Genomic DNA, 21,507 nt, shown 5'->3' with positions numbered 1-21,507 from the left:
TTTTTCGTTGTTTAATTTACAAGGTACAATCCGCTGCGTTGGCAGCTTTCTTAGTTTATCATACTCAGTTCGTTTTGTCAAGAACTTTTTTCAATCTTTTTTCAAGATTTCCGAAGCTTTCCTGCCGTTTTTCGAACTTTTCTGACCGCCGCCTCTTTTTGAAGCAGCCTATTCAGTATATCAGCCCGTTCCGGATTTGTCAACAACTTTTTTCGTTTTTTCCAAATCTTTTTTCCGGGCCGCCGCCCCTTCCGGGACAGCTCATTTAGTATACTCCTCCTCCCCCGCATTGTCAACTGTTTTTTGACTTTTTTCGAGGATTTTTATCTCAATCCTTTTCCTCCCCCCCATTCGATCCTTCCCTCTGCACGAAAAGAAAAACAGCACCCGTAAAAACAGGTGCTGTTTTTGGAGCTGCTGACCGGATTTGAACCGGTGACCTCATCCTTACCAAGGATGCACTCTACCTACTGAGCTACAGCAGCAAAATGGCAGGGGCAGTAGGGATCGAACCCACGGCACTCGGTTTTGGAGACCGATGCTCTACCAGCTGAGCTATACCCCTGTGTGGCTCCTCAAGTTGGACTCGAACCAACGACCCTGCGGTTAACAGCCGCATGCTCTACCGACTGAGCTATTGAGGAATGTACAATGCTGGTACTTCTTTTGCAGTTTGCCTAAACATTATATCGCGCTTTCTGTCCACTTGTCAATAGGGATTTGAAAGAATTCATGGAAATTTATACACCGGCGGGCAGCCGCCGCAGACCACCCGCCGATGCAGCCGTCTTACAGCTCCTTTTCCAGACGGAAGCGGCAGTAAATCGCATAGCCCTGCACCAGCAGATAGCAGATCAGCAGTGCCAATACCATCAGCACGGACTCATTCATGATCGCAAAGCTGACCATGACCATCCCAAACACATATGTCATCATATCAAATGCTTTGGCTTTTGCCATATTTCCGATCATAATATTGCGCTCATCCTTCTGCTCAATCTCGATCTGCCGCGCCAGCGACGGATCGGCCTGCGCAGCCTTTCGGGCGATCCATTCCCCCATCCCATGCCCAAATATGCCGCTGCCAAAGCCCGCCAGCAGAAACGGCAGCGCGCGCATCACTCCCTGCGGATCGGGTACCGCTTTGATCAGCCAGATCCCTGTGCCCACCATCCCCGCGCCCAGCAAAGTCAATGCAATTTGTGTGCTGCGTTTCATATGCTCTCCTCCTCGTAAATAAAAATATCTTCAATTTGCCTGTTAAAATATCGCGCCAGCTTAAAGGCCAGCAGGATGGATGGATTATACCGTCCGTTTTCCAATGAACCGATCGTCTGCCGTGAAACCCCAAGCGCGTCCGCCAGTTCTTCCTGCCGGATACCACGAGCCTTGCGCAGCTCCTCCAAACGGTTTTTCAACCGATCCCCTCCTTCTAATGGAAAGCTTGCTTTCCATATCCACAGTATAGCATCTTCACGCAAAATGTCAAGCTTACTTTCCATTTTGCCTATAAAAAAGAACGCCCCTATGGACGTTCTTTTCTGCTCGCCGAAACAGGATGCTGCGAACATCCGTCCGCAATGCACCGTTTCCGGCCGTTTCAAAAATCCTGCGCGATCACGCCGAACAGCAGGTTGATGCGCTCATACCGCTGCTTGAGATACAGCCAGCCGAACAGCGCTTCCAGTGCAGTCGCGTGTGCGTATTCCGCCACCGATGCCGATTTGGGCACGGTTTTAGGCTTGGCGTTACGGCCGTGACGGTATATCTCCTGCTCCTCCTCAGTAAGCAGGGGCAGGATGCGCTGTATCGCCTCCGCCTGCGCCGAGGCCCGCACCAGCGCGATCGTGCGGCTGTGCAGGTTTTTCGCCGTCTGCGTGCCGCTGCAGGCCAGATAAGAGCGCACCAGCACCTCATAAACGGCATCGCCCACATGGGCGAGCGCAAGGCTCGACATGCGGGCGATAGCAGCGTCATCCAGCTTGGGATGCAGATAATCCATTACTTGTCCTCAGCAGCTTCGGCCTTGGGCGCTTCCGCCGCGGCCTTTTCCGCCTCTGCCTTGGCCTTGGCGGCAGCCGCCTTCTTTGCCTGCATCTCCTTGAACTTTGCCTTCTCCTCTTCCGTCGGGATCGGCTCGATGCAGCCCTTCGGGCAGGCTTTAGCGCACATCTTGCAGCTTCTGCACTTGTCGTAATCGATCTTAGCCACGCCGTCGATCACATGGATCGCATCAAACGGGCAGGTCTTTTCGCACATCTTGCAGCCGATGCAGCCATTGGAGCAGACCTTCATCACATCCGGGCCCTTATCCTTGTTCACGCAGTTAACGTGTACCTTCTTGGACTCGGGAACCAGATTGATCAGGTGCTTCGGGCAAGCCTCTACGCACTTGCCGCAGGCCACACACTTGTCGGTATCCACCTTGGCCACGCCGTCCACAATGTGGATCGCGTCAAACGCACAGGCCGCCACACAGGAGCCAAGACCCATGCAGCCGTATGCGCACGCCTTGGGGCCGCCCGCTACACGCATGGCAGCGGTGCAGTCCTGCAGGCCTTCGTAAACCGTTTTGTCCACCGCATTGCAGCCGCCGTTGCAGTACACGTGCGCTACCTTGCGCTCGCCTGCTTCTACCGCTACACCCATAACCTCTGCGATTTTTTCCGCAGCCGCCGCGCCGCCGACCGGGCAGCCGTTAACCGGCGCGGAGCCGTCCACAATGGCAGCCGCCAGACCGTCGCAGCCCGGATAGCCGCAGCCGCCGCAGTTTGCACCCGGCAGGCACTCACGAACCAGCGGCACGCGCTCGTCCACCTCGACCGCGAACACCTTGGCCGCGATGCCGAGCAGGATCGCAAATACGACGCCCATGACAAACAGGACGGCGACCGCTGCAATGATATTCATATTCATTTGTTATATTTCCCCCTTGCTTACCAGATCGACAGGCCGGAGAAGCCCATGAAGGACATTGCGAGCAGCGCCGCGGAAATCAGCGCGATCGGGAAGCCTTCAAAGCACTTGGGGCACTGTGCCGTTGCATCCAGCCGCTCACGGATGGAAGCAAACAGCACGATCGCCAGCGTGTAGCCCACACCGGCGCCTACGCCGTAAACCATCGAGCCGATGAACGAATAGCCGTTGTCGATGTTCGAGATCGCCGCGCCGAGTACCGCACAGTTGGTGGTGATCAGCGGCAGGAAGATGCCGAGCGCGGAGTACAGCGCGGGCATCGCCTTTTTCATGAACATCTCAACAAACTGTACGAGCGTTGCGATAACCAGAATGAACGCGATGGTCTGCATATATTCCAGACCGAGCGGCTTGAGGATAAAGTACCAGACAGCCCACGAAACCGCGCTGGCCAGCGCCATAACGAAGATAACCGCCATGCCCATGCCGACCGCGGTATCCGTCTTTTTGGATACGCCGAAGAACGAACAGCAGCCCAGGAACTGGACAAGGATGTAGTTGTTGACCAATACCGCCGCTACTGCAAGCGACAGAACCTCTGTAAGGCTCATTGCATCAGGAAACGCGAATGCCATTTACTTGTCCTCCTTTCCGGCCATGATCTTCTGCAGTGCCGCAAAAATGAAACCCATCATCAGGAAGCCGCCGGCCGGCAGGATCATCATAACCGCCGGGTTGGCGCTCAGACCGGGAACGGCAAAGCCTGCGGACGGGATGATGCCCGACAGGAAGGGCAGCAGGTCGGACAGGCCGGCCATGATGGTGCCCGCGCCGAGCAGCTCACGGAAGAAGCCCATCAGCACCAGCGCAAAGGTAAAGCCCAGACCCATGCACACGCCGTCCAGCGCGGAGGGGAGCACCTTGTTTTTGGAAGCGTACGCCTCGGCACGGCCGAGGATGATGCAGTTAACAACGATCAGCGGCAGGAACAGGCCGAGGGATGCCGCCAGAGCCGGCACAAACGCCTGCAGCGCCAGATCGATCATGGTAACAAAGGTTGCGATAATGGTGATAAAGCAGGCGATACGGATCTTATCCGGAATGAACTTGCGCAGCGCCGAAATAACGACGTTCGAGCACACCAGAACGACGGTGGCTGCAACGCCCATGCCGATGGCATTGGACAGCGAGGTCGTGGTCGCCAGCGCCGGACACAGGCCGATGGTCTGCATAAATACCGGGTTGTCGAGGATGACGCCCGCTTTCAGTTGTTCAGAAAATTTCATGTTGGCCCTTCCTCCTTAACCCAGACTTGCCACGCAGCTTGCTGCGGTATTCACGCCCAGCGTAACCGCGCGCGAGGTGATGGTAGCGCCGGTGATGGCATTGATCGTGCCGCCGTCCTTGGTAACGGCAAGCGAGCCGTCCGCCGGCTGGCCGGCATACTGGCCGATCCAGGCCGCGTCAGCCTGCGCCTTTGCGCCAAGGCCCGGGGTCTCCGCATGCGCGGTCACCTTTGCGCCGGCAACCGTGCCGTCCGCATTGATGCCGACGATCAGCGTCAGTGCGCCGCCGAAGCCCTTCGGCTCAACCTGTACGCAGTAGCCTGCGTGCTCGCCGCCCTTGACCGCTTCATAAACACCGGAAACGACCGGCTGGTTCTTATCGGCCGGGGCCGTCCATTCCGCGGCGACCTCTACATCGGCAAACTCCGCATCCGGGATGATCTCCGCCATTGCGGCGTTGCGCTTATCGATGTTGTTCTGCTCGATCTTGTCCTTGGTCACATCGTTGATGACGCCAAGCAAAAGCGCGCAGACAAAGGTGATCAGGCCCAGTACGACGACCAGCATCATAATGCCGCCGCCCTTTTTGCTGCTATCCATATTACTGTGCCTCCTTCTTCTTATCCAGCGCGTAACCGAACTTGCGCGGATGGGTCGCCTTGTCGATCGCCCAAACCAGCGTGTTCATGATCAGGATCGAGTACGAAACGCCCTCCGGCAGGCCGCCGAAGTAACGGATGAACACGGTCAGCAGGCCGCAGCCTACGCCGAAGATGATCTGTCCCTTGGGGGTGACCGGGCTGGTGACATAGTCGGTCGCCATAAAGATCGCGCCGAGCATCAGGCCGCCGGAAAGCACCTGGCTGAGCATCCACTGCACGCGGGATACGTCGCCCATCGGGAACAGGAACGTGATGACCGCAACGGTCAGGATGTACGCCGCCGGGATATTGATGGTGATAACCTTGCGCCACAGCAGGTAAGCGCCGCCGGCCAACAGCGCCAGCGCGGAAGTCTCGCCGATAACGCCGCCGGTCTGGCCGAGCAGCATTTCCAGCACGCCTGCGTCCGCCGGGAGCGCCCCCGTCTTCAGCGCGGCCAGCGGGGTCGCGGTGGAGATCGCGTCGGTCACGGTCACGCTGCCGAACAGCGGCAGCTCGGCGTGCGGCACGGTCCAAGTGGTCATCAGGCCGGCCCAAGAGGCCATCATGAACGCACGCGCACCAAGCGCCGGGTTCATAAAGTTTTTGCCGATGCCGCCGAACAGCATCTTAACGATGATGATGCCGAACAGCGAACCGAACACCAGCATCCACCACGGGGCAGATACCGGCACGTTGAATGCGATCAGCATACCGGTAACCAAGCAGGACAGATCGCCTACCGTGTTCGGATGCCCGACCAGCTTGTTATAAATCGTTTCAAACACAGCGCAGGACGCCATGGAGACCACGGTCAGCACGAGGGCGCGCGGGCCGAAGGTGTATACCGCAACGCAGAGCGCCGGCAGCAGTGCGATCAGCACGTCCAGCATCAGGCTGCGGGTATCGTCATCCGCCTTGATATGGGGTGAGGAGGTGACGACGACTTTACTCAGATCATACATTTTCGTTTCCCCTCCTTACTTCTTTTCGGCAGCGGCCTTATCTGCCTCCGCCTTGGCCTTTTCGGCATCCGCCTTGGCCTTATCCGCCATGCGCTTGGCCTGGATCTTGCCCTTGGTCAGGCGGAACTGCGCCACCAGCGGAATACGGGCCGGGCAAACATAGGCGCACGAGCCGCACTCGATGCAGTCCATCATGCCGCACTCCACCGCATTGTCCAGATCGCCCTTCTTGCCGTATACGTTCATGTAAACCGGCAGCAGGTGCATCGGGCAGGCGTTGATGCACTTGCCGCAGCGGATGCACTGGGGATCGGCTACGCGCTTATCCTCCTCGCCGGCAAAGCACAGGAAGGCGTTGGTGCCCTTGAAGATCGGGATCTCGAGCGAGAACTGTGCCACACCCATCATCGGGCCGCCCATCAGCAGCTTGTTCGGCGCTTCCTTGAAGCCGCCGCATGCATCGATCAGCTTTTCCACCTGCGTGCCGATGCGGACCTCAAGGTTCTTCGGCTCTGCAACTGCCGAGCCCGACACCGTAACGATACGGCGGATGACCGGCATACCGGTCGTAAAGCGGCGATATACCGCACCTGCGGTATCCACGTTGAACACGGCGCAGCCAGCGTCCGCCGGCAGCTTGCCCGAGGGGACCTCGCGGCCGGTGCAGGCGTTGATGAGCTGCTTTTCCGCGCCCTGCGGATACTTACACTTGAGGGGATACAGCTTCAGGCGCGGATCGTCCGCGATCAGCTTCTCGATCCCCGGGAAGGTATCCGACTTGTTTTCCTCGATTGCGATGATCGCAGTCTGCACGCCCATAATGTCCGCCAGCATCTTCAGGCCGCCGATGACTTCCTCCGGACGCTCGAGCAGCAGGCGGTGGTCGCTCGTTATGTACGGCTCGCACTCCGCCGCGTTGATGATGACCGTGTCGCACTTGCCGATACCCGACTGGATCTTGACGTGGGTCGGGAAGGTCGCGCCGCCGTGACCGACGATACCAGCCGAACGGATGCACTCGATGCGCTCCTCGTTCGACATGGAAGCGAAGTCATACGGATGCACGGACTCGTGCAGGCGGTCCTCCCCATCGTTTTCGATCACGACGGACAGTACCTTGCTGCCGTTCGGGTGCAGGCGCGGTTCAACGGCCTTCACCTTACCGGACACCGTTGCGTGCACGGGCGCGCTGACAAAGCCGCCGGCTTCCGCAATGGGCTGTCCCAGATCCACGGTATCACCGACCGAAACGATCGGCTTCGCCGGGGCGCCGATGTGCATGGAGACCGGCAGGATGACCTCATCGGGCAGTGCCAGCTTCTCGATCGGCTTGGTGTTTGTCGCGGCCTTGTAACCCGGATCTGCGTGGGTACCGGGGTGAATGCCGCCACGGAACGAATACACCATGTTTTTCACCTCTCTGTTTTTTTGCACAAGAAGAGCCTGCACCGGAAGGAGGTGCCGCTCCATCTTTGATAATAAAATGTCAGACTATTTGCGCATAGCCTTACAAAGTAGATTATACTGTTTTCCACCCCCAATAAGCAAGCCCAAAACACAAAAAATTTGCTCAAAATACAAAAAAAATTGTTCAGCTTGAATATTTAATGGGTATTTTATCTACCCGCTTTGTAAACAAACCGCGAAGAAACCAACCCGTCCCGTTTGCTGCACCGTCCCGCCCCTGCCGAAAAAAGCAGCGCCCCGGCACGGCAGATGCCGTCCGGAACGCTGTCCGACCCGTATGGGTTCACTTCTTGCGCGGCGGGGTACAGTACTGTTCGGTATAGGCGGTCGCAGCCGGATCTCCCCGCAGCCCCTCCTGTGCCCCGGCGGGCTGCGGCGGCGCGACTGCCGCGGAATCAATATGCGCGGCATCATCATACTGCGGAAACCCCGCTCCCTGCGGGCGGCGGCGGTACTTTTTCGGCATCCTCCCCCGCCCCCTTACACAGCGGCGCGGCGCGCCAGAAACTGCGCGGCGCTCTGGCACAGCTTAACCGTAACCTCGGTTGCAGCGGCGTTCTCATCCTCGCTGACAAACGCAACGCAGCCGCTCACGTCTCCCTCGGTCAGCACGGGCACCGCCGTGACTACGTGATACGCATCGTTTGCCGACACGGTCAGCTCCTGCTCTTCCCCACCGGTTTCCCGCTCGTAGGTGACGCGCTGCTCCATCATCTGCTCCAGCCCGGCAGAAATACTCTTCTCCAAAATCTCCTTTTTCGCGCCGCCCGCCGCAGCGATCACCGCGTCACGGTCGCAGATGGCACAGCTCATCCCCGCTGTGCGCGCCAGTGCCTCGGCCAGCTCGGCCGCCACCGCGCCCAGCTCCCCCATCGGGGAATACTTTTTGAAAATCACTTCGCCGTCGCGGTCGGTAAATATCTCCAGCGGGTCGCCCTCGCGGATACGCAGGGTGCGGCGGATCTCCTTCGGGATCACGACACGACCCAGATCGTCAATGCGGCGTACAATGCCGGTTGCTTTCATTTACGGTTCCCTCCCATACGGAATTTCTGGTTATGGAGGTAGTATGACTTTGCGCCGGTTAATTATGTAGCCGCAGCACTGGCAATTTTTTCACTTGCCGCCGTTTACCGCATCTGCTGCAAAGCAATGATGCATCACGCGGCCACGCAGATACGCATCAAACCGCCGGTAGTCCTGCTCGGTCAGCGCCTGCGGCCACGACAGCACGACCAGCGCATGCCCCGCATATCCCGCGTGATAGGGCGGGTGCACATGTGCAAACCGGTTGACCGCAAACCCCGCCCGCTCGTAAAAGCCCTTGCGCCGCACGGAAAGCGCGTCCTCCGGCGGGTCGATCTCCAAAATCACGGTTTTGCCTTTGCGGAACAGGCAGTCCAGCGCGCGGCGGCCGCAGCCCTGTCCGCGCACCTCCGGCACCGTGCAGAAGTGCTCCACATAGAGGAAATCCTCGGTTTCCCAGTAAAGGATCTCGCCCGCCCAGCGGTCTTCATCCCAAATCAGGTCAAAATGATAATCAGGCAGCGCCATACAGCGCCGCTGGGACGCCGGCTCCCGTTGCTCGTGCACTGGAAAGCTGTTCCCATACAGCGCCATTGCCCGGGCGAACAGCTCGCTCCGGTCATCGGTCAGTCGGCTCAACTCCATCATAGTACACTCTCCCCTTTTATCCGCATACGGTCACACGGCCGCCGGTCACGACGGCGCGCGGCGCACCGGTCAGCGGCATGCCGGTAAACGGCGTATTCACCGCCTTGGAGCGGTAGTCCGTATAAACCTTTTCGCCCGTCCAGTCGAGCAGCACCAGCCGTGCAAAATGCCCCGGAACGACCGCGCGGCCGGTCAGTCCGTAAATCTCCGCCGGCGCCTGGCTCATCCGCCGGATGAGCTGCATGGGGGTCAAACGGCCGGTCTGCACCAGCGCGGTATTACAAACCGAAAACGCCGTTTCCAGTCCGGTGATGCCCGAAGGCGCTTTGGCAAATTCCCGCGCCTTTTCCTCCGCCGTGTGCGGCGCATGGTCGGTGGCGATCATGTCGATCGTGCCGTCCGCCAGCGCCTCGATCAGCGCCTGCCGGTCGGCTTCGGTGCGCAGCGGCGGATTCATGCGCGCATAGGTGCCGTGACGCAGCACATCGTCCTCGGTCAGCGCCAGATGGTGCGGCGTAACCTCCGCATAGATCCGCGCGCCGAGCTGCTTGCCCGCCCGAATGAGCGCCGCCGACTGTGCCGCGCTGACATGCTGGAACAGCACCCGCGCCCCGGTATCCAGCGCCAGCGCGATATCGCGCGCGATCATCGCGGTCTCCGCGCTCACCATCGCGCCCGGCACACCGAGCGCCTGCGCTGCCGCCGAGCCGTAATTCACGCCCGGCGAGGGGACGAGCGACGGCTCCTCCTCATGGAAGGAAAGCAGCATCCCCTGCGCCGCGGCCTGCTCCATTGCCGTGCGGCACAGCCCCGCGCTTGTCAGGTTGATGCCATCGTCGGTCAGGCAGGGCGCGCCCGCCGCCCGCAGCGCGGCAAAATCGGTCAAACGCTCCCCTTTCAGTCCGTATGTCACCGCGCCGGCCTGCAATACCTCCACCGGGCAGTTCTTCGCCTTTTCGGTCACATAGGCGATGGTTTCTGGCGTATCACAGGTGGGCAGCGTATTTGCCATGCAGATGACCGTGGCGTAGCCGCCGTTCGCCGCCGCCGCCGCGCCGGTCAGTACATCTTCCTTCTGCGTCTGCCCCGGATCGCGGAAATGCACATGCCCATCCACAAAGCCGGGCGAGACCGTCAGCCCGGCGGCATCGTATACCGTGCAGCCCGCGGGCGCCTCGATCCGCTCCGCAACCTGCGTGATCACACCGTCCTCTCCGATCAGCACATCGCGCGGCGCATCCGTATCCGTATACGGGTCGAGTACCCGTCCGTTTTGAATCAGCAGCATGGTTATCCCTCCGTTTTTGGTTTCAATAGGTTCAGTGTATCACAAAAGGCAGGCGGCTGTCTACGCGCAGCACCATCCGGTCTGCAAATACAAAGCGGCTGCGGATCAGGCACACGCCTTCCGCAGCCGACGGCTTTACATATGGTGGTCAAACGTGACGACAGGATTATACCGTTCGTCAATTTCTTTTAATTTATCACGAATTATCATCATCAAATCACGCTTTGCCTCGTTGCCATAGCTGAACGGCACGACCACATCAAAAATCAGGTTGATCTGCCGCGCCCCGTCCACCACGCGGAAATCGTGCATGGAGAGGTTTTCGTCGATCTCACGCAGCACGTGATCCACCTGCTCACGCAGTGCCGCTACATGGGCGTTGTTGACATCGATCGGATCCATGTGGATGACAACATACACGCCGGTCTGCTGCCAGACGCGCTTTTCCGCCTCATCGATCACCTCATGCACGGCAACAAAGTCCGAATCACTCGGCACCTCGGCGTGCAGTGAAGCCAGCGACCGGCCCGCGCCGTAATTGTGCACGATCAGATCGTGCACCCCGACGATGTAGGGGGAATCCATCACGATCTGCCCGATGTGCTCGGCAATTTCGGGATCGGCCGCTTCTCCGAGCAGCGGCGCGACGGTGTCGCGCGCGATCCCAATGCCCGCCCACACGATGAACAGCGCCACCAGCACACCGATATAGCCATCCACCGGCAGCGGTGTGAAACGCCCCGCAATCATGCCGATCATGACCACGCCGGTCGTGATCACGTCATTGCGGCTGTCCTGCCCGGCCGCCATCAGCACCGGGGAGTCGATCCGCCGGCCGATCTGCACATTAAATGCACCCATCCACAGCTTGACCAGCATGGATACCGCCAAAATCGCCATCAGTACCCAGGAAAACGCCACCGGCGCAGGGTGCAATATCCGTCCGACCGAGGTTTTCAGAAACTCAAAACCCACCAGCACAATAATAAACGATACTACCAAACCCGCAATATATTCCGTGCGGCCATAGCCGAACGGATGCTTGGCGTCCGGCTCCTTGCCTGCCACCTTAAAGCCCACGATCGAGATCAGGCAGGAAAGACCGTCCGACAGATTGTTGAACGCATCCGCCGCAATCGAAATCGAACCGGTCAGCAGGCCGATCACCAGCTTGAGCGCGAACAGCAGCACGTTGCAGGCGATCCCAACCGCACCCGAAAGCACGCCATACCGCTCCCGCACGCGTACATCCCGTGTATTTTCCGCATCCCGCACAAACAGGCGGATCAGCGTTTTGGTCATAACAATCCCCTCGTATACAAAATATTATATATTCCCGCAATGATTACAATTTGTAATATCATGATCGCCGGAATCCCAATCATAAAGCTGCGGTGCAGCGTTTTATGGCGGATGAGCAGCATCGTCAGGTACACGCCCGGCCCGCCGCCGACCAGTGCCCAGAAAAACAGCGTGCGCTCGGGCACGCGCGCCCATCCGTGCGCCGCTGCCCCCTTGTCATACAGGCAGACCGCCGCGCCGATCACACTGACCGCAATAAAATAATATATGACACCCTGCATCCGCGGCATACCTCCCCTTGCGAAATGCCATTTCATTTTATCACAGCCCACTGCCCAATGCAAATTTCCGCCGGAAAAATAGCCGGTGCTAACAATCTCTCGATCGAAACCACGCTTTCGATCGAATTTGCGACTGCGAACCGCGCCCTTTTGTCGCAATTTTCCGTCATCTGGTATAAAAAACCTACGCACCGGTCGCGGTTTTTATGAAAATGGCAGCTTGCTGCCGTTTTCTATTGGATGCGCTGCCGCGCGTATCACGTATACTCATTGGTAAAACGCTTTTGAACAGACTGAGGGGTGCGCACAAGCGCACCCCTCAGTTTATCGGAAAAGTTCTTCGCGCGACAACGCGCAGCCAATAGAAAATTATGCAAACGGGCTGCGGCCGGCAGCCATCTGGGCGCGCAGCCATGCCTCGTCCTTAGGATCGATCACATTCGCTTCGGTGGTAAGGAACACCGAAGCCATGGAGGCGGCGTTTTCCAACGCCAGACGGACAACCTTGGCCGGATCGACAATCCCCGCCCGAACCATATCCACATATTCGCCGGTGGTTACATCCATGCCGAAGTCGGCGCCGCGCCCCGCGGCCTCTGCCGCAGCCACATCGCCATCGATGCCCGCATTCTCCACGATCTGACGGAACGGCGCATACAGCGCATGCTCCACGATCTGTGCACCCACGCGCTCGTCGCCCTCATGCGCCGCAGCATAGGCCTGCACCGCCGGGATCGCATTGCAGAAGGCCACACCGCCGCCGGCTACGATACCCTCCGCCAGCGCAGCACGCACCGCGTGCATCGCGTTTTCCAACCGCGCCTTTTTATCCTTCAGCTCCAGCTCGGAGGCTGCGCCCACGCGGATCACCGCCACGCCGCCTGCCAGCTTGCCCAGCCGCTCCCGCGCGCGGTCTACTGCAAATTCATCCTTCGCATCCGCCAGCTGACGGCGCAGCTTTTCGATCTCGGCCTGAATCGCGTCCTTATCGCCTGCACCGCCGGCGATTACCGTACGATCCTTGGTGATGGTGACCTTTTCCGCGCGGCCCAGCATATCCATAGTCGCATCGCGCAGGATAAATCCGGTCTCCTCGCGCACCACGGTTGCGCCGGTCAGCAGCGCCAGCTCCTCGACCAGCGCCTTTTTACGGTCGCCGAAGCCGGGGGCGCGTACCGCTGCTACCTCGATCGTGCCCTGCATCTTGTTGATGACCAGCGCCTTGAGCGCCTCACCGGACACATCCTCCGCCACGATGACCAGCCGCCCGCGGCGCTGCGCCACCTGATCGAGGATTGGCAGGATATCCTGCAAATCGGTGATCTTCTTATCCGTGAACAGCAGATACGGCTCGTCCATCTCAACCGTCATCTTCTCCGGGTCGGTCACCATATATTCGGAAAGATATCCCTTGTCAAACTGGCTGCCCTTGACGATCTCAAAGCGGGTCTCCATGGTTTTGGATTCCTCCACGGTGATCACACCGTCCTGCCCGACCTGCTCCATAATATCGCCCAGCATCTCGCCGGTCTGCCGGTCTGCACCCGAAATAGATGCGACCTGTACGATATCCTCTTTTTTCTCAAGCTGATATGCGCTTTCGCGGATCGACCGCACGACTTCATCCACCGCGCCGTGGATGCCGCGCCGCAGCCCCATCGGGTCTGCACCGGCCGCCATATTTTTGATCCCCTCACGGATGATCGCCTGCGTCAGCAGGATCGCTGTCGTCGTACCGTCGCCGACGGCATCGTTGGTCTTGGTTGCGACCTCCCGGAGCATCTGCGCACCCAGATTTTCCGAAATATCGCTCAGCTCAAAGTCCCGGGTCACGCCCGAAGCCTCGTTGGTGATGACCGGCTTGCCGCCGATCCCGCTCACCAGCACATTGCGGCCCCGCGGGCCGATCGTTGCCTTGACTGCATCGGCCAGCTGGTCCATACCGGCCTGCAGCCGCGTTCTGGCGTCCTCGCCATAGTACAAATCTCTTGCCATTGTGTTTTTGCATCTCCCTGACAGCGGTCAGCAAACAGGCACGCGGCAAAACCTGCCGCATGCCTGCTGACCGACGAAATATAGCTGCTGTTATTCGGATTGCTCCGCCATTACAGCCTTCAGCTCGCCCTCTGCTTCCGGAACCGGGACCTCGCCCGCATCCTCTGCAAGGGCTTCCGCCCGCATCTCTGCTTCCTGCTGCGCAACGATCTTTGCGTGCAGGCCAATGCGGTCATCATGCCGTAACCATTTTAACAGACCAAGTATGGTTCCCGCAAGTATAATCAGGAAAGGAGCGGAAATAATAATTGCAATGTTCTTGATTGCGGTGAACTCCGCGCCGACCAGAATAATGGACAGCGGGATGACCGCCAGCAGAATACAGAAGAACATGCGCAGCGCCATTTTCGGCGTGCCGCGCTTGGTAACCGTTTCGGCAAGTGCAAGTGAAGCCGAGTCCATCGACGGCGCCACAAAGCCGACCACCAGCACCAGAATCAGGAACGGCAGCACGGTCGAGCCGAGCGGCAGCGTTTTCAGGATGCTGTAAATTGCCACGTCGCCGACGCCGCTGGTAACCAGTCCGATCACGTCAACCAGACCGTGCAGGTGCTGGAAGATCGAGAAGCTGCCGTTGATACCGAAGATCAGGATGCCGCCGCCCGTCATGATGAACATGGTGTACATCGCAACCTCGCGGATGGTTCTGCCCTTGGATACCTTTGCAATGAAGATACCCATCATAGCAACGTAGTTCAGATAGAACGCCACGAAGTATACCGTCCAGCTTTCCACAAAGCCCGTGTTGTTGACCGGGTCGGTGAACAGCGCCATGCGCGGCAGCTTTTCGATCATGTGGCCGAACGAGTTGACGATATTCTTCAGGATAAAGGTGGTCGGTCCTGCAAACAGCACGAACAGCAGGAAGATCACGCAGGTGACGGACGCAATGTTGCTGATCGTCTGCATGCCCTTCTTCGTGCCGAGGAAGGAGGTGATCGAATACACGATCGCAATGAATACAATCGTACCGACCTGCGACACCGCATTGACCGGGATGCCGAACAGCGCGTTCAAGCCGCCGGTAAACAGCGGCACCGCCAGACCGAGCGACGAGCTGAGCGCGCCCAGCACGCCGAAAATAACCAGAAAGTCGATTACTTTACCAATCACGCTTTTGCCCTTGGCCTTTTCGCCCAGCATCGCGCAGCAAACTGCGCTGGTCTGGAAGGAGGGCACCTTGCGGACATAAACGCCGTAGGCGATTGCCACGCCCATAATCGTGTACATGGACTGGTTGACAATGCCCCAGTGGAAGAACTGATAGCCCAAGGAGGATTCGATCGCTTCCACACTGCCGGGCTGCATACCAAGGCCGGGCGCCTGATAGTAGCTGGCCCATTCGGTGAACGACCAGTACAGCGCCGCAGACGCCAGTGATGCGAGCAGCATCATAGAAAAGTAGCTGAAGTTGGAATATTCCGGCTTGCAGTTGCCCAGACGCACCTTGCCGTACTTGCCGAACAATAAATACAAACCGACAATAAAGGATACAAACGCAATAATTTCAAAGAATGGTCCCAGACCGGTGATCATCATGTTAAAGAACTTGGTGATCGCGTTGAGCGTGCCGTCCGGATTGAAGATCATCAGGATGATAAACGCTACCAGAATTGCCACACTGACAACGATTAGGCCTACCTCAACATCGGAATTCTTTTTTTGTTTTGTATTGTTTTCCATTCTTTCGCCTCCCGTTTCTTTATACCGTCACGGAGTTAAAAGCGATCTCATCAAATCAGTAATGGGGCGGCTTGCGCGGTTTTCCACATCATATCCGACATATACCGATTCACAGCGGACGAGCAGCTCGTCCTCGTCCTTTCGGTATATCTCAAAGGTGATTGTAAAGCTTTTGTTGCCGACATGGATATTGCTGATCCCGACCTCGAGATCATCCCCCTCGAACGCGCTCGAACAAAAATCATAGGTTGCCTTCCGATGGCAAACCTCAGATTCATGCTCTTCTGCCAGCTCGCGGTATGAATACCCTCTGGAGCGCAAAAACTCTTCAAAGGCAAGATCAGTATATACCACATAATTGCCGTTGTAAACGATCCCCTGCCGGTCCACCTCACCGAAGCGCACACGAACAGGGCAGAAGAAAAAACAATCGCTCCTCATTACTTTGATTCTCCCCGCTTTGTCTTGTCATCTCTTTCTCTTGCCGCGCGCAGACGTTTGAGCGCAGCGTGCAATGCGGCTGTGGGATTGACCGAACGCTTACGTACCCTGTGACGCAGGGCGCCGGGCGCGCAGACATCCACGCAATAGCCGCAGTTGATGCAGGTCAGGAACGCCTTGCCCACTGCCTGCGGATAGCCGTCCTCGTCCACATGGATAACATGCATCGGGCAGATGTCCACACAGGCATCGCACCGGACACATTTTTCCTTATCGGGCGAGATCAGTTCATTAGCTTGCACAAATAAGATCCCTTTCTATAAAATGAAATCCATCCGCTGCGCAGCCGTGCCCCTGTTTTACCAGGCGGTGCGTATCGGATGGATCATTCATTTCACACCATGATCAAACCATCAACCTGCCTGGTGTACTGCGCCCTCTGCGAGCAGACTGTCGATGCGGTCCTGCCCGTAGCCAAGCTCCTGCAGGATCTCGACGCTGTGTTCGCCCGGATGTCCGGCAGCGGAGGCGTTCGGGTCAACCGGCGTCTTGCTGAAAAGGATAGGCGTATTGGTAACGACATAGTCGCCCACACCCTGCTGATGGATCGAAGTGATCACGTTCAACGATTTTGTTTGCGGGTTATTATCAAACTCCCGCAGCGTCTGCACCGCAGCAGCGGGCACACCGGCCGCACAGAGCTTGTTTTCCAGATCATACCGTCCCATCGCACCCGTCGTCTTATCCAGCTCTGCGATCAGCGCATCGCGGTTTTGCACGCGCAGCTCATTGGTGGCAAACCGCGGGTCGGCGGCAAGGGCGTCCAGCCCCAGCGTGCGGCAGAGGCTCTCCCATTCCTCTTCCGTGCTGACCGCAATGACCACATTGCCGTCCTTAGCCTTAAATTCACCGTAGGGGGCGTACCATACATAGTGGTTGCCGCTCTTTTCGGTGAACTCGCCTGTGAGCGAATGCTCCAGAACTGAGGCTTCACACATATAAAATGCGCAGTCCAGCATGGCGATATCCACGCGCAGGCCCTTGCCGGTTTTCTGCTTGTGCAGCAGAGCCATAGAAAGGCCGCGCATCAGCTGCAGGCCGGCCCATGTATCGCACATGGAAAAGCCGGGCTTGATGGGGGCGCTGCCTGCCTCGCCGCTTTGTGCGACCAGACCGCTTCGCGCGGCAGCGATGATGTCCATACAGGGCAGGTGGGACAACGGACCGTATGTACCGAAGCCGGAGATCGATCCGTAAATCAGGCCGGGGTTAACTTCGAGCATCTTATCGTAGCCGATCCCCAGCTTTTCCAGCGTACCTGCCTTAAAGTTCTCAATTACAACGTCCACCTGCGCGACCAGATCGAGGACGACCTTTTTGCCCTCTTCCGACCGCATATCGATAGCGATTCCTTTTTTGCCCCGGTTATACTGGCAGAAATACAAGCTGATGTCGTTGACATACGGCCCGTATTCACGGGAAATATCGCCTGCGCCAGGTCGTTCGACTTTGATCACCTCTGCGCCCATGTCTGCCAGCATCATGCCGCAGAACGGCGCAGATAAAACTTGAGAAAAATCAAGAACTTTAATCCCTTCGAGAGGTCTCTTCTTCATTTTTCACTCTCCTCAACTCGTTATCTCAGGCTTATCCGCGCCGGCCGCTTAAATGACGCCTTCCTGCTGAAGGCGGTCCATGGCCGCACGATCCAGACCCAGTGCCGTATAAAGCGCTTCATTCTGCGCGCCCACCGTGGGTGCAGAAGCAAGCGGTTCTTCGTCCTGATTGCAGAATTTGACCGGTCTGCCGGGCATTTCCAGCTCGCCGAGTTCTGCATCCTTTACGGAAACGATCATGTTTCTTACTTGAAGCTGGGGCTGCTGCAGCGCTTCCTTGGTTGTGCTGCACATCGTGCCCGGGATCAGCGCCTGATCGCAGATGTCGGCAATTTCCTGCATGGAATAATTAGAGAACAGATCCTCCAGCTTAACGCGCAGATCGCCGAAATAGTGATAACCTCTTACCAGATTGGAGCAGTATTTTTCATCTTCTGTCCATTCCTTCGGACAGTTGAATGCATTACAGAACTTTTCCCACTGTGCATCGGACGAAATACCCATTGCCACGTAGCCATCCTTACACTTAAGGATGTCATACGGGTTGATCAGCGGGTGTGCGTTGCCGGTGCGCATCGGATCCTCATGCTCTGCGCCATAGGTGATGACCTTATCCTCCGAAATGGCGATGGCCGAACCGCAAAGCGTGGTTTCCACCATCTGGCCTTCGCCGGTTTCTCTGGCGTGATACAGCGCCAGACAGATCGCAGAGGAAAGGAAGCTGGCTGCATACCGCTCGGAAATCGCAAAGCCGATGCGGGTAGGCTCGTTCTCCGGGAAGCCGGTAAAGTGCATGACCGCGCTCTTCGCCTGCGCGATCAGGTCGAGCTGGGGCATATTCGCCCCCTCGCCGGTCGAACCGTAGCCGGAAATGCGGCCGTACACCAAGGAAGGTTTGATGGCGCTCAGCACATCATACCCCAACCCCAGTTCCTCCATGGTGTTCGGTGCAAAGTTTTCCAGCACAACATCCGCCGTTGCTACCAGCTTCTTGAAAATTTCCTTCCCTTCGGGGTGCTGCAGATTAAGCGTAATGCTCTTCTTCCCGCGGTCACGGAAGGCATGATGAACACTGGCGCCATTTTTCAATGGCGCCAGCGATCTCAGGGGATCCCCCTCGGGGGATTCCACCTTAATAACCTCCGCTCCGTAATCAGCCAGTTCCATCCCGCAGTAACCGGAAAGTGTCATCAAGTCAAGAACTTTAATACCTTCCAAAGGAAACATATTTACCTCCTATTACTGTGAGAAGCAAGCCTCACGGAATCCTTTACTTATTCCTCGTAAGCCCAGTCGGTGTACAGCTCGGTGCCGCGCTTCTTGATCATGCCGCCGATAACATTGCGCTGGATCTCGGAAGTGCCTTCCCAGATACGGTCAACGCGCTGGTCACGCCACAGACGCTCGATCGCGTTCTCACGCATGTAGCCACGGCCGCCGAGGATCTGAACGCCCTTATCGGTTACGCGGTTAACCATTTCAGAGCACCACAGCTTGATCGCGGATGCACGAGCGTGCTTCAGCTTGCGGTCCATATCGCCGGAGATCTCCCAGCATACGCGGTACAGCAGGCTCTTGGCAGCCATGATATCCATGGTCATGTCAACCAGCATGTGCTCGATAACCTGATAGTTGCGGATGACGCGGTCGCCCTGTACGCGGGTAGCCGCAAAGTCGTTCGCTTCCTTCAGCACGCGCTCAGCACCGCCTACGCAGCGGGCAGCGATGCCCAGACGAGCTTCTACGAACCAGTCCTTGGTCATGTTGAAGCCTTCGCCGATGCCCTTCAGGATCTTGGACTCGTCAACAACAACGTCCTCGAAGGTGAATTCCGGGTGCTTGAATGCGAAGTGGTGGGTGAACTCGGGGGTGCGCTTTACGCTTACGCCCGGTGCGTCCTTCTCTACGAAGAATACGGTAGCCTTGTTCGGGTCGCCGTCGAGGTGGGTGTGAACGAGCAGGAAGTCTGCAATGTTACCAACGGTTACGTACCACTTTTCGCCGTTGATCTTGTAGCCGCCGTCGCACTTAACAGCAGTGGTCTGGCACATGGTCGGGTCGGAACCGGCGTCTGCCTCGGTGATGGCGTAAGCGTCGCGGCGCTTGCACTGGCAGGACGGGATCAGATACTCATCGATCTGCTCCTGGGTACCGAACTTCATCGGGAAGGAAGGCTGCGGAACAGCGTCCCAGATCGCGCCGGTGGACATACCCAACTGCTCGCTTACCAGAGCCTGCTCAAACAGGGTCAGGCCGGCGCCGCCGTGCTCCTTGGAGTGGTTGGTCGCGTTAAAGCCCCACTTCATAACCTGCTCGGTGATGTACTTATGGGTTTCGGGGGAGATGCCGTTGTTCTCCTCGCACTCCATCTCGTACGGGAACAGTACCTGCTCGGTAAACTCTCTTGCCTTTTCCTGCAGCGCGCGATGCTCTTTGCTCAGTTTGAAATCCATACGATTACTTCCTTTCTCCTTGTGAAAGCGTGTTGTCTGACTTCGGTTTATCCGTTATCAGTTAGTCCGTTATCGGATGATTCAATTATATATCTTAGGCAAAAGAAGTCAAGGCCTTTTTCAAAGTTTTATGCACTTTGTATGATTACACAAAATCCACCTGCCTGTTTTGTGCATCGCGGTGGAAACCCGGATACCATGCCAGTATTTTCTCTGTAAGAGCGGCTTATTTTCCACATGATCCTGTTTTTTTGTAGTTGACGGCATATACAGCCTAATATATAATTATATGATAACCAGTCCGGTAACGGATGATTTTTGTAAAATCAGTCCATCATCGGAATGTCTGAGTATTTTATCAATAAGCTGTCCCCGTCTGCTAACGCTGCACACAGCTTATCACACGCCGCAGCCCTGCCTTGAACCACGGTTCCCGCAGGATCGGCACACAGCGCCCGCGTCGCATTTTCCCCGGCCGGCGGGCTGGCCGATTTTTTATATTAAAGGAGCCGTAGAAGTAATGGAACGTTTGAGCAATGATGTATTTGACCGATACTATAAAAGCTGGCATGGGATCGACGCCGCCTATGATAAAATCGCCGCGCGATGCGGCGTCACCTCGAACATTATGAATATTCTGACCATGCTGTACAAGCACCGCACGCCGATGTCGCAAAATGAGCTGAGCCGTGAGCTGTATCTTTCCAAACAGACGGTCACCAGCGTGGTGGACAGTCTGGAAAAGCGCGGTCTTGTCACCCGGACGATCTCCGAGGGCGACCGCCGCAGCCGGGAAGTCGCGCTGACCGAATCCGGCCGGACCGCAGGCCGGCGGATCGGCCGCGAAATGCGCCGGGTCGAGCTGGCGGCATTTGAGCTGCTCTCCGAAGAGGAGCAGCGTGCCCTTGTAAATATTCAGGAAAAGCTGTGGCACGGCTTCTATCAGGTGCTGGGCGAGGAATAAGTCCCGTTTCACTGAAACGGCCGGCACCATATCCCGATTCCCTGCAAACCGCAGTACAGGCGGCAGCATACAGCAGGATAACGGAGAAGTATGCCCAAGGGGTGCCGTTCTCTTCTATAAAATTCAATCGAAAACGAAATTTTCGACAATCTCAAAAGCCAGGCTCTGTGTGATCCGCCCCAGTCAAGGTAGACCGGAGAAATAAATAAAATATAGTGCGGTTATGCTCGCCGTTTCCTTTTTCGGGAACGGTGAGCTTGTTTATGCAGCGAACTTTTCTTTGTATTTTTGAATACGCTTATTTTCAGGAATGGGATACAGTGCAGGAGTATCGGAGTTTAATGCCTCCGTGCGGACTTCCATCGGAGTGCGGGTTTCAAAGCGCTCCTGAAAACGCTCGTAGTTGTAGAAATGGATGTATTTCTCAATGGCCGAGCGAAGGGATTTCTCGTCCTGTTACTATATAGTTGCCTCG

Annotated in this window: 23 protein-coding genes, 3 tRNA genes and 1 pseudogene; 1 reads left to right on the top strand and 26 read right to left on the bottom strand. The window is 57.3% G+C overall.

Features of this window, described 5'->3' with window-relative positions; translation table 11 throughout:
- Positions 1–409: 409 nt before the first annotated feature.
- The 25 genes from T363_RS0111720 to T363_RS0111600 all read right to left on the bottom strand — a co-directional run bounded on the left by T363_RS0111720 (position 410) and on the right by T363_RS0111600 (position 20,068).
- Positions 410–485, bottom strand: a tRNA-Thr gene (locus T363_RS0111720).
- Positions 486–489: 4 nt separating this feature from the next.
- A tRNA-Trp gene (locus tag T363_RS0111715) sits at positions 490–565 on the bottom strand.
- Positions 566–568: 3 nt separating this feature from the next.
- Positions 569–644 (bottom strand) — tRNA-Asn (locus T363_RS0111710).
- 145 nt (positions 645–789) lie between these two features.
- Positions 790–1,218, bottom strand: a complete 429-nt coding sequence (locus T363_RS0111705) for a hypothetical protein (RefSeq protein WP_031476071.1) — start codon at positions 1,216–1,218, stop codon at positions 790–792.
- Complete coding sequence (locus T363_RS0111700; RefSeq protein ID WP_031476069.1) at positions 1,215–1,418, bottom strand: helix-turn-helix transcriptional regulator; 204 nt, start codon at positions 1,416–1,418, stop codon at positions 1,215–1,217. The genes T363_RS0111705 and T363_RS0111700 overlap by 4 nt, the downstream gene beginning before the upstream one ends.
- A gap of 182 nt (positions 1,419–1,600) precedes the next feature.
- Complete coding sequence (locus tag T363_RS0111695; protein WP_031476067.1) at positions 1,601–2,002, bottom strand: Mini-ribonuclease 3; 402 nt, start codon at positions 2,000–2,002, stop codon at positions 1,601–1,603.
- Complete coding sequence (locus T363_RS0111690) at positions 2,002–2,916, bottom strand: RnfABCDGE type electron transport complex subunit B (RefSeq protein WP_031476065.1); 915 nt, start codon at positions 2,914–2,916, stop codon at positions 2,002–2,004. Before T363_RS0111690 ends, T363_RS0111695 begins: the two co-directional genes overlap by 1 nt.
- Before the next feature lie 20 nt (positions 2,917–2,936).
- Positions 2,937–3,551, bottom strand: a complete 615-nt coding sequence (gene rsxA / locus T363_RS0111685) for an electron transport complex subunit RsxA (protein WP_099092293.1) — start codon at positions 3,549–3,551, stop codon at positions 2,937–2,939.
- Complete coding sequence (gene rsxE, locus T363_RS0111680) at positions 3,552–4,202, bottom strand: electron transport complex subunit RsxE (protein WP_031476061.1); 651 nt, start codon at positions 4,200–4,202, stop codon at positions 3,552–3,554. It abuts the gene before it with no gap.
- A 15-nt stretch (positions 4,203–4,217) separates the two neighbouring features.
- On the bottom strand, positions 4,218–4,802 hold the full coding sequence (locus T363_RS0111675; protein ID WP_031476059.1) for an RnfABCDGE type electron transport complex subunit G: 585 nt from the start codon (positions 4,800–4,802) through the stop codon (positions 4,218–4,220).
- A 1-nt stretch (position 4,803) separates the two neighbouring features.
- Positions 4,804–5,808: an RnfABCDGE type electron transport complex subunit D gene (locus T363_RS0111670; protein ID WP_031476057.1), complete on the bottom strand. Its 1,005-nt coding sequence runs from the start codon at positions 5,806–5,808 to the stop codon at positions 4,804–4,806.
- Between the two features lie 15 nt (positions 5,809–5,823).
- Entirely contained in the window at positions 5,824–7,215 is a 1,392-nt protein-coding gene (gene rsxC, locus T363_RS0111665; RefSeq protein WP_031476055.1) for an electron transport complex subunit RsxC, read from the bottom strand.
- Positions 7,216–7,558: 343 nt separating this feature from the next.
- Positions 7,559–7,741, bottom strand: a complete 183-nt coding sequence (locus tag T363_RS0111660; protein ID WP_031476053.1) for a hypothetical protein — start codon at positions 7,739–7,741, stop codon at positions 7,559–7,561.
- 14 nt (positions 7,742–7,755) lie between these two features.
- Positions 7,756–8,301, bottom strand: a complete 546-nt coding sequence (locus T363_RS0111655) for a stage V sporulation T C-terminal domain-containing protein (RefSeq protein ID WP_031476051.1) — start codon at positions 8,299–8,301, stop codon at positions 7,756–7,758.
- Between the two features lie 90 nt (positions 8,302–8,391).
- Positions 8,392–8,949, bottom strand: a complete 558-nt coding sequence (locus T363_RS0111650; protein WP_242840272.1) for a GNAT family N-acetyltransferase — start codon at positions 8,947–8,949, stop codon at positions 8,392–8,394.
- Positions 8,950–8,965: 16 nt separating this feature from the next.
- Positions 8,966–10,237, bottom strand: a complete 1,272-nt coding sequence (locus tag T363_RS0111645) for a dihydroorotase (RefSeq protein WP_031476047.1) — start codon at positions 10,235–10,237, stop codon at positions 8,966–8,968.
- Between the two features lie 135 nt (positions 10,238–10,372).
- Positions 10,373–11,539, bottom strand: coding sequence for a cation diffusion facilitator family transporter (locus tag T363_RS0111640; protein ID WP_031476045.1), 1,167 nt, complete (start codon positions 11,537–11,539; stop codon positions 10,373–10,375).
- The gene (locus T363_RS0111635; protein WP_051643252.1) at positions 11,536–11,820 is read right to left on the bottom strand and encodes a DUF1294 domain-containing protein; all 285 of its coding nucleotides are present in this window, start codon (positions 11,818–11,820) and stop codon (positions 11,536–11,538) included. The genes T363_RS0111640 and T363_RS0111635 overlap by 4 nt, the downstream gene beginning before the upstream one ends.
- Before the next feature lie 369 nt (positions 11,821–12,189).
- Entirely contained in the window at positions 12,190–13,815 is a 1,626-nt protein-coding gene (groL, locus tag T363_RS0111630) for a chaperonin GroEL (protein WP_031476041.1), read from the bottom strand.
- A 90-nt stretch (positions 13,816–13,905) separates the two neighbouring features.
- Positions 13,906–15,558, bottom strand: coding sequence for a BCCT family transporter (locus T363_RS0111625; protein WP_031476039.1), 1,653 nt, complete (start codon positions 15,556–15,558; stop codon positions 13,906–13,908).
- A gap of 27 nt (positions 15,559–15,585) precedes the next feature.
- Positions 15,586–15,999: an acyl-CoA thioesterase gene (locus tag T363_RS0111620; protein WP_034972294.1), complete on the bottom strand. Its 414-nt coding sequence runs from the start codon at positions 15,997–15,999 to the stop codon at positions 15,586–15,588.
- Positions 15,999–16,301, bottom strand: a complete 303-nt coding sequence (locus T363_RS14685; protein ID WP_034972292.1) for a 4Fe-4S binding protein — start codon at positions 16,299–16,301, stop codon at positions 15,999–16,001. The genes T363_RS0111620 and T363_RS14685 overlap by 1 nt, the downstream gene beginning before the upstream one ends.
- Positions 16,302–16,412: 111 nt before the next feature.
- Positions 16,413–17,615 carry a CaiB/BaiF CoA transferase family protein gene (locus T363_RS0111610; protein WP_031476035.1) on the bottom strand — a complete coding sequence of 401 codons (1,203 nt, stop codon included), beginning with the start codon at positions 17,613–17,615 and terminating at the stop codon, positions 16,413–16,415.
- Between the two features lie 48 nt (positions 17,616–17,663).
- On the bottom strand, positions 17,664–18,842 hold the full coding sequence (locus T363_RS0111605) for a CaiB/BaiF CoA transferase family protein (protein ID WP_031476033.1): 1,179 nt from the start codon (positions 18,840–18,842) through the stop codon (positions 17,664–17,666).
- A gap of 47 nt (positions 18,843–18,889) precedes the next feature.
- Entirely contained in the window at positions 18,890–20,068 is a 1,179-nt protein-coding gene (locus tag T363_RS0111600) for an acyl-CoA dehydrogenase family protein (RefSeq protein WP_031476031.1), read from the bottom strand.
- Positions 20,069–20,588: 520 nt separating this feature from the next.
- On the opposite strand from T363_RS0111600, the gene T363_RS0111595 reads away from it, so the two are divergent.
- On the top strand, positions 20,589–21,032 hold the full coding sequence (locus T363_RS0111595; protein WP_051643251.1) for a MarR family winged helix-turn-helix transcriptional regulator: 444 nt from the start codon (positions 20,589–20,591) through the stop codon (positions 21,030–21,032).
- Between the two features lie 261 nt (positions 21,033–21,293).
- Here the strand turns inward: T363_RS0111595 and T363_RS16835 are convergent.
- Positions 21,294–21,467 (bottom strand): annotated as a pseudogene (locus T363_RS16835) (IS3 family transposase); the annotation flags it as partial.
- Positions 21,468–21,507 lie beyond the last annotated feature (40 nt).

Source organism: Agathobaculum desmolans ATCC 43058 (assembly GCF_000701665.1).
GTDB classification, from domain to species: Bacteria; Bacillota; Clostridia; order Oscillospirales; family Butyricicoccaceae; genus Agathobaculum; species Agathobaculum desmolans.
Note: the sequence above shows the minus strand (reverse complement) of the source record. Positions and strands in the feature narration are given on the sequence as shown.

Coding starts and splice junctions, on each gene's coding strand:
- T363_RS0111705 (WP_031476071.1), bottom strand. CDS start 1,218: ATGAAACGCAGCACACAAATTGCATTGACTTTGCTGGGCGCGGGGATG.
- T363_RS0111695 (WP_031476067.1), bottom strand. CDS start 2,002: ATGGATTATCTGCATCCCAAGCTGGATGACGCTGCTATCGCCCGCATG.
- T363_RS0111690 (WP_031476065.1), bottom strand. CDS start 2,916: ATGAATATGAATATCATTGCAGCGGTCGCCGTCCTGTTTGTCATGGGC.
- rsxA (WP_099092293.1), bottom strand. CDS start 3,551: ATGGCATTCGCGTTTCCTGATGCAATGAGCCTTACAGAGGTTCTGTCG.
- rsxE (WP_031476061.1), bottom strand. CDS start 4,202: ATGAAATTTTCTGAACAACTGAAAGCGGGCGTCATCCTCGACAACCCG.
- T363_RS0111675 (WP_031476059.1), bottom strand. CDS start 4,802: ATGGATAGCAGCAAAAAGGGCGGCGGCATTATGATGCTGGTCGTCGTA.
- T363_RS0111670 (WP_031476057.1), bottom strand. CDS start 5,808: ATGTATGATCTGAGTAAAGTCGTCGTCACCTCCTCACCCCATATCAAG.
- rsxC (WP_031476055.1), bottom strand. CDS start 7,215: ATGGTGTATTCGTTCCGTGGCGGCATTCACCCCGGTACCCACGCAGAT.
- T363_RS0111660 (WP_031476053.1), bottom strand. CDS start 7,741: ATGCCGAAAAAGTACCGCCGCCGCCCGCAGGGAGCGGGGTTTCCGCAG.
- T363_RS0111655 (WP_031476051.1), bottom strand. CDS start 8,301: ATGAAAGCAACCGGCATTGTACGCCGCATTGACGATCTGGGTCGTGTC.
- T363_RS0111650 (WP_242840272.1), bottom strand. CDS start 8,949: ATGATGGAGTTGAGCCGACTGACCGATGACCGGAGCGAGCTGTTCGCC.
- T363_RS0111645 (WP_031476047.1), bottom strand. CDS start 10,237: ATGCTGCTGATTCAAAACGGACGGGTACTCGACCCGTATACGGATACG.
- T363_RS0111640 (WP_031476045.1), bottom strand. CDS start 11,539: ATGACCAAAACGCTGATCCGCCTGTTTGTGCGGGATGCGGAAAATACA.
- T363_RS0111635 (WP_051643252.1), bottom strand. CDS start 11,820: ATGCAGGGTGTCATATATTATTTTATTGCGGTCAGTGTGATCGGCGCG.
- groL (WP_031476041.1), bottom strand. CDS start 13,815: ATGGCAAGAGATTTGTACTATGGCGAGGACGCCAGAACGCGGCTGCAG.
- T363_RS0111625 (WP_031476039.1), bottom strand. CDS start 15,558: ATGGAAAACAATACAAAACAAAAAAAGAATTCCGATGTTGAGGTAGGC.
- T363_RS0111620 (WP_034972294.1), bottom strand. CDS start 15,999: ATGAGGAGCGATTGTTTTTTCTTCTGCCCTGTTCGTGTGCGCTTCGGT.
- T363_RS0111610 (WP_031476035.1), bottom strand. CDS start 17,615: ATGAAGAAGAGACCTCTCGAAGGGATTAAAGTTCTTGATTTTTCTCAA.
- T363_RS0111605 (WP_031476033.1), bottom strand. CDS start 18,842: ATGTTTCCTTTGGAAGGTATTAAAGTTCTTGACTTGATGACACTTTCC.
- T363_RS0111600 (WP_031476031.1), bottom strand. CDS start 20,068: ATGGATTTCAAACTGAGCAAAGAGCATCGCGCGCTGCAGGAAAAGGCA.
- T363_RS0111595 (WP_051643251.1), top strand. CDS start 20,589: ATGGAACGTTTGAGCAATGATGTATTTGACCGATACTATAAAAGCTGG.